This is a genomic window from Tessaracoccus zhenghani (genome assembly GCF_054552775.1).
In genome coordinates this window covers 1,564,365-1,576,179 of record NZ_CM137275.1, presented here as the reverse complement: position 1 = coordinate 1,576,179, position 11,815 = coordinate 1,564,365, and the positions used below count along the sequence as shown (strand labels likewise).

General features: G+C 68.4%; 15 protein-coding genes. 8 read left to right on the top strand and 7 right to left on the bottom strand.

Annotated elements, in window-relative coordinates; all coding sequences use genetic code 11:
* Position 1: 1 nt before the first annotated feature.
* Entirely contained in the window at positions 2-754 is a 753-nt protein-coding gene (locus tag ACX1DX_RS07590; protein ID WP_459398142.1) for an NADase-type glycan-binding domain-containing protein, read from the top strand.
* Positions 755-760: 6 nt separating this feature from the next.
* On the opposite strand, the gene dtd is transcribed toward ACX1DX_RS07590, so the two are convergent.
* Positions 761-1,198 carry a D-aminoacyl-tRNA deacylase gene (gene dtd / locus ACX1DX_RS07585; RefSeq protein ID WP_182763966.1) on the bottom strand — a complete coding sequence of 146 codons (438 nt, stop codon included), beginning with the start codon at positions 1,196-1,198 and terminating at the stop codon, positions 761-763.
* Positions 1,199-1,233: 35 nt separating this feature from the next.
* On the opposite strand from dtd, the gene ACX1DX_RS07580 reads away from it, so the two are divergent.
* Both ACX1DX_RS07580 and ygfZ read left to right on the top strand, forming a co-directional pair.
* Positions 1,234-1,788 (top strand): heme-binding beta-barrel domain-containing protein, encoded by a 555-nt coding sequence (locus ACX1DX_RS07580; protein ID WP_459398141.1) that lies wholly within the window; start codon positions 1,234-1,236, stop codon positions 1,786-1,788.
* Positions 1,785-2,720: a CAF17-like 4Fe-4S cluster assembly/insertion protein YgfZ gene (gene ygfZ / locus ACX1DX_RS07575; protein WP_459398193.1), complete on the top strand. Its 936-nt coding sequence runs from the start codon at positions 1,785-1,787 to the stop codon at positions 2,718-2,720. Before ACX1DX_RS07580 ends, ygfZ begins: the two co-directional genes overlap by 4 nt.
* A gap of 66 nt (positions 2,721-2,786) precedes the next feature.
* Here the strand turns inward: ygfZ and tpx are convergent, their stop codons facing one another.
* Complete coding sequence (gene tpx, locus ACX1DX_RS07570; protein ID WP_182763964.1) at positions 2,787-3,284, bottom strand: thiol peroxidase; 498 nt, start codon at positions 3,282-3,284, stop codon at positions 2,787-2,789.
* Between the two features lie 119 nt (positions 3,285-3,403).
* Between tpx and ppk2 the strand changes: the two genes are divergently transcribed.
* Positions 3,404-4,321 (top strand): polyphosphate kinase 2, encoded by a 918-nt coding sequence (gene ppk2 / locus ACX1DX_RS07565; RefSeq protein ID WP_076061944.1) that lies wholly within the window; start codon positions 3,404-3,406, stop codon positions 4,319-4,321.
* A gap of 8 nt (positions 4,322-4,329) precedes the next feature.
* Here ppk2 and ACX1DX_RS07560 read toward each other — a convergent pair whose 3' ends face one another.
* A complete protein-coding gene (locus tag ACX1DX_RS07560; RefSeq protein ID WP_459398140.1) occupies positions 4,330-4,953 on the bottom strand; it encodes a SatD family protein in 624 nt (207 codons plus the stop codon).
* Between the two features lie 179 nt (positions 4,954-5,132).
* Between ACX1DX_RS07560 and ACX1DX_RS07555 the strand changes: the two genes are divergently transcribed.
* Positions 5,133-5,555: a hypothetical protein gene (locus ACX1DX_RS07555; RefSeq protein WP_198928266.1), complete on the top strand. Its 423-nt coding sequence runs from the start codon at positions 5,133-5,135 to the stop codon at positions 5,553-5,555.
* Positions 5,552-6,118 (top strand): HD domain-containing protein, encoded by a 567-nt coding sequence (locus ACX1DX_RS07550; protein WP_143570970.1) that lies wholly within the window; start codon positions 5,552-5,554, stop codon positions 6,116-6,118. Before ACX1DX_RS07555 ends, ACX1DX_RS07550 begins: the two co-directional genes overlap by 4 nt.
* A 141-nt stretch (positions 6,119-6,259) precedes the next feature.
* Here ACX1DX_RS07550 and typA read toward each other — a convergent pair whose 3' ends face one another.
* The gene (gene typA / locus ACX1DX_RS07545) at positions 6,260-8,122 is read right to left on the bottom strand and encodes a translational GTPase TypA (protein WP_076061951.1); all 1,863 of its coding nucleotides are present in this window, start codon (positions 8,120-8,122) and stop codon (positions 6,260-6,262) included.
* 88 nt (positions 8,123-8,210) lie between these two features.
* Here typA and ACX1DX_RS07540 point away from each other — a divergent pair, with 88 nt between their 5' ends.
* Entirely contained in the window at positions 8,211-8,654 is a 444-nt protein-coding gene (locus ACX1DX_RS07540) for a VOC family protein (RefSeq protein WP_459398139.1), read from the top strand.
* Positions 8,655-8,845: 191 nt separating this feature from the next.
* Positions 8,846-9,286 (top strand): DUF3151 domain-containing protein, encoded by a 441-nt coding sequence (locus tag ACX1DX_RS07535; RefSeq protein WP_083665527.1) that lies wholly within the window; start codon positions 8,846-8,848, stop codon positions 9,284-9,286.
* 4 nt (positions 9,287-9,290) lie between these two features.
* Here the strand turns inward: ACX1DX_RS07535 and dhaM are convergent, their stop codons facing one another.
* Genes dhaM through dhaK form a run of 3 tightly spaced genes read right to left on the bottom strand, consistent with a single transcriptional unit; the run spans position 9,291 to position 11,631 of the window.
* Complete coding sequence (gene dhaM / locus ACX1DX_RS07530) at positions 9,291-10,004, bottom strand: dihydroxyacetone kinase phosphoryl donor subunit DhaM (RefSeq protein WP_459398138.1); 714 nt, start codon at positions 10,002-10,004, stop codon at positions 9,291-9,293.
* Positions 10,004-10,639 carry a dihydroxyacetone kinase subunit DhaL gene (dhaL, locus tag ACX1DX_RS07525; RefSeq protein ID WP_459398137.1) on the bottom strand — a complete coding sequence of 212 codons (636 nt, stop codon included), beginning with the start codon at positions 10,637-10,639 and terminating at the stop codon, positions 10,004-10,006. Before dhaL ends, dhaM begins: the two co-directional genes overlap by 1 nt.
* The gene (gene dhaK, locus ACX1DX_RS07520; protein ID WP_459398136.1) at positions 10,636-11,631 is read right to left on the bottom strand and encodes a dihydroxyacetone kinase subunit DhaK; all 996 of its coding nucleotides are present in this window, start codon (positions 11,629-11,631) and stop codon (positions 10,636-10,638) included. The genes dhaL and dhaK overlap by 4 nt, the downstream gene beginning before the upstream one ends.
* Between the last annotated feature and the right edge of the window lie 184 nt (positions 11,632-11,815).

Sequence of the window (11,815 nt, the reverse complement as noted above, 5' to 3'; positions counted from 1 at the left end):
CATGACGCAGGACCTTCCGGACGATCTGTTCCGGCAAGGGGCCGAGGAAGGGCCCGAGGAGGCGCGCCGGGAACCGGAGCGGTCCCACGCGCCCGAGCGGTCGTCGGTCAAGACGGTCCCGCTGGGGCAGGACGGGATTTCGCTGCGCATGCTGGCCGGCATCCTGGTGCTCGCAGTGCTGCTGGCCTTCGCCGTCGGGCGACTGTTCTTCTTCCGCAGCAACCAGGATCCGATGGTGACCGTGAGCCCTGCGCCGCTGCCCACCGCGACGACCTCCGCCCCACCCAGCACCGCGGGCGTGCCGTATTCGGACGCCGTCGTGGTCGCCAACGTGTTGGCGGCCGAGGGGCAGTGCCTGGAGGGAGGCACGCGGGACACGCCGGCGATGCTGATCGACGACGACTCGGGCACCCTGTGGCGCTGCAACGGCGAGGGTGTGGGGGAGCAGGTGACGTTCACGTTCAGCGGGCGCCGGCCCCTCGTCGGCGTGCGCGTGGTCAACGGCAACACCGCCTGGTCCGACCGCTACCTGACGGAGCGGCGCATCCTCAGCATCAGGTGGGAGTTCGACGACGGGTCCTTCTTCGTGCAGGGCCTGGCGGCGAACAACCGCAACCCGCAGGAGGTGCGCTTCCCGCCGTTGGCCGCCACGGGCGTGACCATGACGGTGCTGGACGCCACGGCTCCAGGAGACGGCGAGGCCAACGCCGACGCCGTGTCGCTCAGCTCGGTGGAGTTCCTCACCCCGGCCTGAACCGGCTCACTCCCAGTTCTTCGTGTCCATCGTGATGGTCACCGGGCCGTCGTTGACGGAGCTGACGAGCATGTGGGCGCCGAAGCGGCCCCGCGCCACCGTCGCGCCCAACGACTCCAACTGCCGGCAGAGCTCCTCGACGAGCGGCTCGCTCACGCCGCCGCCTGCCGCGCGGCTCCAGGACGGCCGGCGCCCCTTCCGCGTCGAGGCGTAGAGGGTGAACTGGCTGACGACCAGCAGGGGTGCGTCGATGTCGCTGGCCGACTGTTCGTCGGCGAGGATCCGCAGCGACCAGATCTTGCGGGCAAGCGCTGCCGCGTCGTCGGAGGTGTCGTCGTGGCCGACGCCCGCCAGGACGAGCAGACCGGGGCGCTCGAGCGCACCGACCAACTCGCCGTCGACCTTCACGGAGGCCTCGAGCACCCTGGTCACCACAACACGCATGGTGCCCATTGTGGCTGCTTCGTATACTGGCCCGCATGTCGACCGAACCGCAGATGAATATTGACATCGAGGTCCCTGAGGGGCTCAATCCCGCACTGACGGCGCTGGGCTGGATGGTCGGTCGCTGGGAAGGCACCGGCCACGGCACGGACCATGAGGGCAACGGCTTCCAGTTCGAACAGCGCATGGAGTTCCAGCACAACGGGGACGACTACCTCTACTACATCTCACAGACTTTCCTGCTCGACGCAGACCCCGCCGAGCAGCAGGAGGCCGTGCACGGTATCGGCCGGGCCACCAAGGTGCTCGGCATGGAGACCGGGTTCTGGCGCCCGAAGCCCGACGCCTCCGTCGAGGTGGAACTGGCCAACTCCGAGGGCTGGACCGAGATCCTGATCGGCAAGATCCAGGTGACCCGCATCGACATGACCACAGACGCGGTGGTGCGCGGCGAGTCCGCCGCCGTCGAGCACATGTCCGGACAGCGGCTGTACGGCAAGGTCGAGGGAGACCTCATGTACGCGCTCGACCGCTCCACCACCGCCCACGACCTGCGCCCGCACATGTGGGCCCGCCTGAAGAGGGTCTGATGGCCGCCGTCGCCATGGATGAGGGCCTCGACGCGGGGCTGATCTGGCACTTCGGGAACCCCGTCGCAGAGGCCCGCTCGCTCGCCTCGGGCGAGGGTGTCGTGGACCTGCGCAACCGCGAGGTCGTCGAGATCTCCGGCGCGGACCGCCTCACCTGGCTGCATTCCATCACCACGCAACACCTGTCCGGCCTGGGGGCGGGGCAGTCAACCACGGCGCTGATCCTGTCTCCCACGGGGCACATCGAGCACGTGCTCTACGGCATCGACGACGGCACCAGCTTCCTCGCCTGGACCGAACCGGGCAGGGCCGAAGCGCTGGTGAAGTTCCTCGACTCCATGCGGTTCGTGATGCGCGTGGAGGTCACCCGGCGCACGGACCTGCGCCTCGCCTGGGTCGGGCACAGGGTGCCACTGGATCCCCGGTGGCGCGTCCGCGACTCCGACGTCGGCGGGCTGGACGTCTTCCTCCCGGTGGACGCAGAGGTGGAGCCCACCGTCGGCACCTGGGCGTTCGACGCCCTGCGCGTGGCCGCCGGTGTGCCGCGCTTCTTCGTCGACACGGACCACAAGACCATCCCGAACGAGATCGGCCTGGTCGGCACGCACCTCAACAAGGGCTGTTACCGCGGGCAGGAGACGGTCGCCCGCGTGCACACGCTGGGCCGGCCGCCCCGGCGGCTGGTGCAGCTGCACCTGGACGGTTCACTGTCGCAGCTGCCGGAACAGGGCTCCCCTGTTGAATACGGCGGCCGCACCGTCGGCTTCGTGGGCTCGTCGGCCCGCCACCACGAACTGGGCCCCATCGCCCTTGCTCTGGTGAAGCGCAACGTTCCTGTCGACGCGGAACTGCTGGCCGACGGAATCGCCGCGGCCCAGGAGATGCTGGTGGACCCGGAGGTCGGCCTGCACATCCGGCCCGTGCTCGGCTGACGCCGCCGCCAACGACACACACCCCCATGCTCGGCATCAGCCGAGCGTGGGGGTGTCGCGTTCGGGTCAGTTCAGCGCGGCCAGCGCGGCCTGGTAATCCGGCTCCTGGCCGATCTCCGGCACCTGCTCGGTGTAGACGACCTTGCCGTGCTCGTCGATCACGATGACGGAGCGCGAGAGCAGGCCCTTGAGCGCGCCGGTCTCCAGCGTGACGCCGTAGTTCTCGCCGAAGTCGGTGCGAAAATCGGAGGCGACCACGACGTTGTCGATGCCCTCAGACTCGCAGAACCGGGCGTGCGCGAACGGTAGGTCGCGCGAGACGTTCAGGACGGTGGCGCCCTCGAGGCCGGCTGCGCTCTCGTTGAAGGTGCGAAGCGAGGTGGCGCACACTCCGGTGTCGAGCGACGGGAAGATGCTGATGAGCAGCTTCCTGCCGGCGAAGTCGGACAGCCGGACCTCGGCGAGGTCGGTGCCGGTGACCACGAAATCCGGGGCGGTGGAGCCGACTGCGGGCAGTTCGCCTACGGTACGGACGGGGTTTCCTTTGTGGGTGATATCAGCCATGCCCCGATCCTTGCCCATGCAACCAAACGGCGACCGGTGCGTCTCGTCCCCTGTCGGCGAACAGGGGTGGTCGCGCGTGTGTTCGCCCTCTGTTCACCCGGAAGTGGTTGGATCCTGCTATGAGTCAATCGAGCCTGCGCGAATACATCGACCAACTCCTCGCGGATGGTTTCGCCGTCACTGATGTGCACGGCGAGGACCCATACCTCATCGACCCGCTCGGACAGGCCGTCGAGACCTGGCGCGACCGCTACCCGTACGACGTCCTCCTGGGGCGCAACGAGTACGAGATCGAGAAGCGGCAGCTGCAGATCGAACTGTTGAAGTTCCAGTATTCGGCGCAGGACCGCGGCACCAAGCACGTCGTCCTGTTCGAAGGCCGCGACGCGGCGGGCAAGGGTGGCGCCATCAAGCGATTCACCGAGCACCTCAATCCCCGCTACGCCCGCACCGTGGCACTGGGCGTGCCCACGGAACGGGAGAGGGGCCAGTGGTACTTCCAGCGCTACATCCAGCATCTCCCGACGGCGGGCGAGATCGTGATGTTCGACCGCTCCTGGTACAACCGGGCAGGCGTGGAGCGCGTGATGGGGTTCTGTTCGGACCAGGAATACGACACCTTCGTGCGGCAGGCGCCGTTGTTCGAGGAGATGCTCATCGAGGCCGGCACCACGGTGACGAAACTGTGGTTCTCCGTCACGCAGCGCGAGCAGCGCACGCGCTTCGCCATCCGTCAGATCGATCCCGTGCGGCAGTGGAAGTTGTCGCCGATGGACCTGGAGTCGCTGGGCCGGTGGGACGACTACACGGCCGCGAAGAACGCGATGCTGAAGCACACCGACACGGCGATCGCCCCCTGGTACCGCATCAAGTCCAACGACAAGAAGCGCGCCCGGCTCAACGCCATGCGCCTGTTCCTCGGCCTGCACGACTACGACGGCAAGGACCCCTCGGTCATCAAGCCGGTCGACCCGCTGATCGTGACCATGGGCCGCAAGAACCGGATGGCCGAGGAGCCAGAGGAGCACGAGGACTGAGCCTCGGGCTAGCAGCCCGTGACCGCCCGGATGGCGTCGGCGAGCGGCCGGAGGTCGTTGTTGATCACCCGCTGGGAGTTCGCGGACTCCGAGATGGACTCCCGCTCCGCGATCTCCGCGTTGCTCAGCCCGTCGAGCAGGCCCAGCAGGGACCCGACGGTGGCCCCCCGGAGCCGGGCGAGGTGCGCGTCGATGAGCCCCACCGTCGAGGGCAGGACCGACGGGGGCTCAAGGCCCACGATGGCCGTCCGGGTTCCCCGGTAGCCGGCGTCAGAAGCCTTGGCGCGCACGGCGTCGACCGCCTCCCGGGCGCGCCACCAGGCGGTGCCGTCCTGAATGCCCCGCTCTTCGTCGATCACCTTCACCTCGCCCACGCCGAGGCCCACGCGCAGGTCCACCTCCGGCGCCAGGGTCAGGCGCAGGAAGTAGGCCGCCCGTAGCGCCTCCTCCAATGAGGCGTAGATGCCCTGCAGTTCGTCGCCGACGGTGAACCGCAGGGCGTCCAGCGCCGACACCCGCCTGTTGGTGTCGTCGACGGCGGACAGCAGGGCACGGTGACGTTGCGCGCGGGATTCACCGCGGGAGCCGACGACGTCGAAGAGGACGCCGACCACGTTAGACCAAGCCTTCATTTGTGCCATATGAAGATATTAGCTTAAGAACGGCGAAGTGAAGGTCCCGTGCAGCGATCAGATCAGCGCAGCACGCCCGGCTCAACCACCTCGGTGACAGCGGCGTAGGCCCTGCGCATCGGGCAAGTGCCCCATCTTCCGGCCCCCGGGTGTCGGTGTCGCCGTGTAGCGTCTGACGCGTGCTGGATCTGCTGATGAAGGGTGCCGTCCTGGTGGCGGGCGGAGCGTTCGCGCTGCTCGGCAACGGGGTGATCCGTTGGCTGCTGCGCCGCATCGACCAGGTTGCCCGCAGGGTGGAAGACGATCTGGAACAGACCCGGAGGAATCTGGGCCTGGTGGCGGCCCAGCAGGAACTGCCCGGCGGGCGGTGGGTGGGCATCCTCGAGCGCATCGCCATCTACTGCTGCCTCGTGGCGGGGTTCCCGGAGGGCATCGCCATCGTGCTCGCGGTCAAGGGGCTCGGGCGTTACGCGGACCTCAAGACCACCTCTGCGTCCGGCACTTCCCGTAAGGGTGAGTTGTTCATCATCGGCACCTTCGCCAGCGTGCTGTGGGCCGCGCTGTGGGCGGGCATCGCCTACGGGGTGGTGCGGTTGTGGTGACGGACCCGCTCCCGGAGGAGGTGGCGGCGGAGCTGCTGGCCCGCTGGCGCGAACCCCACCGTCGCTACCACGGCGTCTCGCACCTCGCCGACGGGCTGGAGGCCCTTGAGCTGCTGGGGGCCGGTGACCTCGAGCGTCTGGCCTACTGGTGCCACGACGCGGTGCACACCAACACCTCCCCCCAGGACGAACTGGCCTCGGCAGAGGTGGCCCGCGCTCTCCTCGCACCGCACCTGACTCCCACTGAGGTGGATGAGGTGTGCCGGCTGGTGTTGATCACGATTTCCCACGCGCCCACAGCCGGGGACCAGCGGGCCGCCCGCGTCGCGGATGCGGATCTGCACGGTCTGGGGCTCACCTGGGAGCGGTACCTGGCCAACGTGCAGGCGATCAGGGCGGAGCTCCCGGGGCTGCCTCCGGCGCAGTGGCGGGCCCGCCGTCGGGCCTTCGCCCAGCGCATGCTGGAGCGGCCCCGTATTTTCGCCACGGAGCTTGGCCTGGAGCGGTGGGAGGGCTCCGCGCGGGCCAATCTTGAGCGTGAACTGGCCGGAGAATCCTTGTAAATGACCCTCCTGCCGTCGTACCGTAGATGCACACGGTTTTCCACCGTCGGCGGAGTGTTTGCCTAGCGGCAACGTGGCCGCAACATGGACGCCGGGCGTGCAGATCCCCCCAAGGCACGCCCGGCGTTCTACGTGTCCGGGCTAGTTCTTCTTCTGGCGGTTGCGCTCGCGCTGACGCTCGTTGCCGTTGAGGACCACCTTGCGGATGCGCACGACGGCCGGGGTGACCTCGAGGCACTCGTCGGCCGCGCAGAACTCCAGTTGCTGTTCCATCGACATCTGCTTGGCGGGGATCAGCCGCTCGAGCTCGTCACCGGTGGAGGAGCGCACGTTGGTGAGCTTCTTCTCCTTGGTGGGGTTGACGTCCATGTCCTCGGGACGCGGGTTCTCGCCCACGATCATGCCCTCGTACACCTCCGCGCCGGGGGAGACGAACAGCGTGCCGCGCTCCTGCAGGTTGAACAGCGCGTACGACGTGACCGAGCCGGTGCGGTCCGCAACCAGCGAGCCTGTGGGGCGGGTGCGGAAGTCGCCGGCCCAGGGCTCGTAGCCCTCGGCGACGTGGTTCATGATGCCGGTACCGCGCGTCTCGGTGAGGAACTCGGTACGGAAGCCGATCAGGCCGCGTGCCGGGACGATGAACTCGAGGCGGACCCAGCCGGTGCCGTGGTTGACCAGCTGTTCCATGCGGCCGCGGCGCAGCCCCATGAGCTGGGACACAGTGCCGACGAACTCTTCGGGGATGTCGACGGTGAGGCGCTCGATCGGCTCGTGGACCTTGCCGTTGATGACCTGGGTGACCACCTGGGGCTTGCCCACGGTGAGCTCGAAGTTCTCGCGGCGCATCATCTCGACGAGGATGGCGAGCTGCAGTTCGCCTCGGCCCTGGACCTCCCAGGTGTCGGGACGCTCGGTGGGCGAGACGCGGATGGAGACGTTGCCGATGAGTTCCTGGTCCAGGCGGGCCTTGAGGAGGCGGGCCGTCAGGTTCTTGCCGGACTTGCCGGCGAGCGGCGACGTGTTGATGCCGATGGTCATGGAGATCGACGGCTGGTCGACCGCGATGAGCGGCAGCGGCTTGGGGTTCTCCGGATCCGAAAGGGTCTCGCCGATCATGATGTCCGGGATGCCGGCGATGGCGACGATGTCGCCCGGGCCGGCGCTCTCCGCGGGCACCCGGTCGAGGGCCTCGGTGCGCAGCAGTTCGGTGAGCTTGACGTTCTGGATGGTGCCGTCGGTCTTGCACCAGGCCACCTGCTGGCCGCGCTTCAGTTCACCGGCGACGACGCGCAGCAGCGCGAGGCGACCCAGGTACGGAGAGGCGTCGAGGTTGGTGACGTGCGCCTGCAGCGTGGCGCCCTCTTCGTATTCGGGGGCGGGGATGGTGTCGAACAGGGTGTCGAACAGCGGTTCCAGGTTGGGGCTGTCGGGCATGGTGCCGTCCGCCGGCTGGGTCGTCGACGCGCGGCCCGCCTTGGCGGAGGCGAAGACGATGGGGAAGTCGAGGCCATCGGCCGCGTCGTCGTCGAGCAGGTCGATGAACAGGTCGTAGGTCTCTTCGACGACGGCGGAGATGCGGGCGTCCGCGCGGTCCACCTTGTTGACCACCACAATGATCGGGAGCTTCTTCGCGAGCGCCTTGCGCAGGACGAAGCGGGTCTGGGGGAGCGGACCCTCAGAGGCGTCCACGAGAAGGATCACACCGTCGACCATCTCGAGGCCGCGCTCGACCTCACCGCCGAAGTCGGCGTGGCCGGGCGTGTCGATGATGTTGATGATGGTGTCCTCGCCGTTGGGACGGCGGTGGTGCACGGCGGTGTTCTTCGCGAGGATGGTGATGCCCTTCTCGCGCTCGAGGTCCATCGAGTCCATCACCCGGTTGTTGACGTCCGAGCCTTCCCGGAAAGCACCCGACTGCCACAGCATGGCATCGACGAGGGTGGTCTTTCCGTGGTCGACGTGGGCGATGATCGCCACGTTACGCAGATCGGAACGTTGGGGCATGGGGGTCTCCCAGAGATAGAAGGCGGAGGGCCGCGGGAAAGTGTACGGCCCGCAAGCGGCCACGGAGAAAAAGGCCCACACTGGTGGCATGCCGCGACGCTTCGACTTCCAGGTTACCTTCGACTGCGCTGACCCCCTGGCGCTCGGCCAATTCTGGTGCGAGGTGCTGGGCTACGTGCGTGAGGCGCCGCCGGAATTCGACACCTGGGAGGAACAGCTCGTCGCCTGGGGTGTGCCCCGGGACCAGTGGAACTCGATCAACGCGATCATCGACCCGGACGGCGTGCGCCCGAGGGTCTTCTTCCAACGGGTGCCGGAGGGCAAGGTGGTCAAGAACCGGCTCCATCTCGACGTGCGGGTCGCGCCCGGGCAGGTGGGGGCCGACCGGATGGAGGTGCTGGAAGCGGAGTGCGGGCGGCTCGTCGGCCTCGGCGCCAGACGGGTGCGGCGGGAGGAACCTGCGCCCGACAACGGGGAGGCGGGCTGGATCGTGATGCAGGACCCCGAGGGCAACGAGTTCTGCCTCGACTGACGCAACTGACGTGTCGGCCCGCATACGCGACGTAGCTCCATGGTGTCGCCGGTCGGCGGGGAGCAGGCTGGAGGTACCAGTGAGGTGCATGAGCAAACGTCTGAGCATCGGTGCTGGACGCCGGGGCGTCGCCGGGGACCGACGCGGAGTGCCTTCGGGGTGCTGTGACGCGGGCTGTGTAGGCTGTCGCCATGAGCGAGACGCACCCCAATCTCATGGCATCCGACGTCGTGGTCCACCTGCCCGAGGACCCCGCTCTCGAAGCGATCGTGGAGCGGGGCAGCGGGGGCTTCCTCGACGTCGTGGCGTCGCATCCTGAGAGCTCGCTCTGCTGGGCACTGCTCGCCGAGACCTGCCTGGCTGAAGGCGACCTGGGCAACGACATCGCCGCCTATGCCTACGCCCGCACCGGCTACCACCGCGGGCTGGACCTGCTGCGTCGCAACGGTTGGAAGGGCAGCGGTCAGATCCCCTGGGCGCACGAGCCCAACCGGGGCTTCCTCCGGGCGTTGTACGCGCTGAGCGTTGCGGCGGGTCGGATCGGTGAAGCCCAGGAACAGGACCGTTGCGCGCAGTTCCTGCGTGACTCGTCCGAAGAGGCGTACCAGGCGCTCGCCACCGAGCCTGCCTGAAGGCTCAGCCTGCGAAGTCGGACTCGATCAGACGCACCAGTGCGTCGACGGCTTCCTGCGCCTGAGCGCCGGTGGCCTCGATGAAGAGGGAGTCGCCCATCCGGGCGTCCAGCGTGGCGAGCCCGATGCTGCTCGTGGCGGGAACCGGGCCGATGACGCCCTTGCTGACCAGGACCTGGGCGTCGAACTGACGGGCCTTTGCGACGAACATCGCAGCCGGCCGGGCGTGGAGCCCTGCCTCGTTCACCAACCGCGCCTCACCGCGCGCCTGCGCCGATCGGTTCGATTCGGGGGCCGCACTCACCTGTTCCGGGGTGCCGAGGTGGGCCTGCTTCGGGCCCATCGCCGCCACGCACTCGGCCTCCACCTCGTCGATGCCGGCTCCGCTGGCCACCTTGATCACCCCGGCCATGATGCCCTCGACGAAGGGCGCGGCGAGGAGGCGGATGTCGTGGCCGCCGAAGCCGTAGAGCTCGATACCCAGCTCCGCGCTCATCACGGCGGACCCGATGTCGACGAAGATCACCACGCCGTCGCCCTGGTCCACCTCTGAGATCGCAGAAGTCACCGCCGTCGCGTCCGTGCCGATGCCGCCGTCGAAGGTGCCGGCCGCCAGGGCAATGGGCGGCGGGTCGTCGTGGACCATCTGCAGCGCGAGGTCGACGGCCGCCTCAGCGAGCCGCCGCGAGTGGGAGACGACGACGATGCCGACAGCCATCAGGCCTGCACCACGTGCGACAACGCGTCCCAGAGGTAGGTGGCCGAGGCTGCTCCCGGGTCCATGTGGCCGGCCGAGCGTTCACCGAGGTAGCTGGCCCTGCCCTTGCGGGCGACCAGCGGGACGGTCGCGTCACGACCGGCGGCCGAGGCCTCCTGTGCCGATTCGATGGCGTCCTTCAGGGTGGCGCCCTCGTCCAGCGCGGCGTCGAGGGCGTCGATGGCCGGCAGCAGCGCGTCGACCATCGTCTTGTCCTCGAGCTCCGTCTTCCCGCGGGCGATCAGGCCGTCGATGCCGGAGCGCAGGGCCTTCGCGAAGTCTGCCGCGCCTAGCGTGACGACCTGGCCCGTGGCCATGCCCATCTTCATGAACAGCGTGCCGTAGAGCGGGCCGGCGGTGCCGCCGACCGTGCTGACCAGCGTCATCCCCGCCTTCTTCAACAGCGCATCGATGCTGTTGGCCTCGTCCAGCGTGGTCACGACGGCCGCGGTGCCGCGGGCCATGTTGGCACCGTGGTCTGCGTCACCGATGGCCGAATCCAGATCGGTCAGGTAGATCTTGTTCTCGTCGACGATCTGCGCGAACCGGCGCAGCCACTCCGCGAGGTCGTCGAGGGTCAGTTCGTTCTCGCTCACAGGCCCCACCGTAGCCCGGCGGTCCGCACTGGCGCGTCCCACAGGCCGATGATGTCGTCATCTGCACGCAGCAGAGTGAGCGAACAGCCGGCCATGTCCAGGCTGGTGATGTAGTTGCCCACCAGGTTGCGCTCGACGCGGACGCCGGCCTCGCCCAGCAGGTCGATGACTTCGCCGTACATCAGGTACAGCTCGATGAGCGGGGTGCCGCCCATGCCGTTGAGCATGGCGATGACCGGGGCGCCGGTGAAGTCGAGGTCGTGCAGGATGGGCTCCACCAGTTGCCTGGCCACGGACTTCGCGTCGCCGATGGGCTCGCGGTGCCGCCCCGGCTCACCGTGGATGCCGATGCCGATCTCCATCTGGTCTTCCGGGAGGTCGAACGTGGGCCGGCCAGCGGCGGGGACGGTGCAGGACGTGAGCGCCATGCCCATCGAACGGCCGTTGTCGGCGACCTTCTGCGCCAGGTCCTTCACTGCCGCCAGGTCGCGGCCCTCCTCGGCTGCGGCGCCGACGATCTTCTCCAGCAGCACCGTCGTGCCGACACCGCGGCGACCCGCCGTGTAGAGGGAGTCCTGCACCGCCACGTCGTCGGCCACGATGACCGTCTCGACGGTGATCCCCGCGTCGGCGGCGAGCTCGGCCGCCATCTCGAAGTTCATGATGTCGCCGGTGTAGTTCTTCACGATGTGCAGCACGCCCGCCCCGCCGTCGACAGTGGTGGTCGCCACGAGCATCTGGTCCGGGGTGGGGGAGGTGAAGATCTCACCGGCGCACGCGGCGTCGAGCATGCCGAACCCGACGAAGCCGCCGTGCATCGGCTCGTGGCCGGAACCGCCGCCGGAAATGAGGGCGACCTTGCCCTGGTCCTTCTGCTGGGCGCGGTAGACGATGCGGTTGTCGTGATCCACGCGGACTTCCGGATCTGAGGCCTCGACGCCCTTCAGAGCATTCCGGACGACGTCGTCAGGGGAATTGATCAATTTCTTCATCACGCTACTCCTGCGTCTTTGCACGGCGCGCGTGCGCGCGTCAGGTTCTATTCTTCCATCCGTGCGCAATCGGTGGGGGCTCTGTGCCCAACCTTTCGCCGCCCTTTGAGGAGCGCCGCGTGGGGTCCACCCTGGAGGGGTAGACTGCGGTGGCACGGCCCCAAGCGACGCGCGGGGCCATCTC

Coding starts and splice junctions, on each gene's coding strand:
- dtd (WP_182763966.1), bottom strand. CDS start 1,198: ATGCGTGTTGTGGTGACCAGGGTGCTCGAGGCCTCCGTGAAGGTCGAC.
- ACX1DX_RS07535 (WP_083665527.1), top strand. CDS start 8,846: ATGAGCGAGACGCACCCCAATCTCATGGCATCCGACGTCGTGGTCCAC.
- ppk2 (WP_076061944.1), top strand. CDS start 3,404: ATGAGTCAATCGAGCCTGCGCGAATACATCGACCAACTCCTCGCGGAT.
- dhaK (WP_459398136.1), bottom strand. CDS start 11,631: ATGAAGAAATTGATCAATTCCCCTGACGACGTCGTCCGGAATGCTCTG.
- dhaM (WP_459398138.1), bottom strand. CDS start 10,004: ATGGCTGTCGGCATCGTCGTCGTCTCCCACTCGCGGCGGCTCGCTGAG.
- ACX1DX_RS07580 (WP_459398141.1), top strand. CDS start 1,234: ATGTCGACCGAACCGCAGATGAATATTGACATCGAGGTCCCTGAGGGG.
- ACX1DX_RS07590 (WP_459398142.1), top strand. CDS start 2: ATGACGCAGGACCTTCCGGACGATCTGTTCCGGCAAGGGGCCGAGGAA.
- ACX1DX_RS07560 (WP_459398140.1), bottom strand. CDS start 4,953: ATGAAGGCTTGGTCTAACGTGGTCGGCGTCCTCTTCGACGTCGTCGGC.
- typA (WP_076061951.1), bottom strand. CDS start 8,122: ATGCCCCAACGTTCCGATCTGCGTAACGTGGCGATCATCGCCCACGTC.
- ACX1DX_RS07540 (WP_459398139.1), top strand. CDS start 8,211: ATGCCGCGACGCTTCGACTTCCAGGTTACCTTCGACTGCGCTGACCCC.
- tpx (WP_182763964.1), bottom strand. CDS start 3,284: ATGGCTGATATCACCCACAAAGGAAACCCCGTCCGTACCGTAGGCGAA.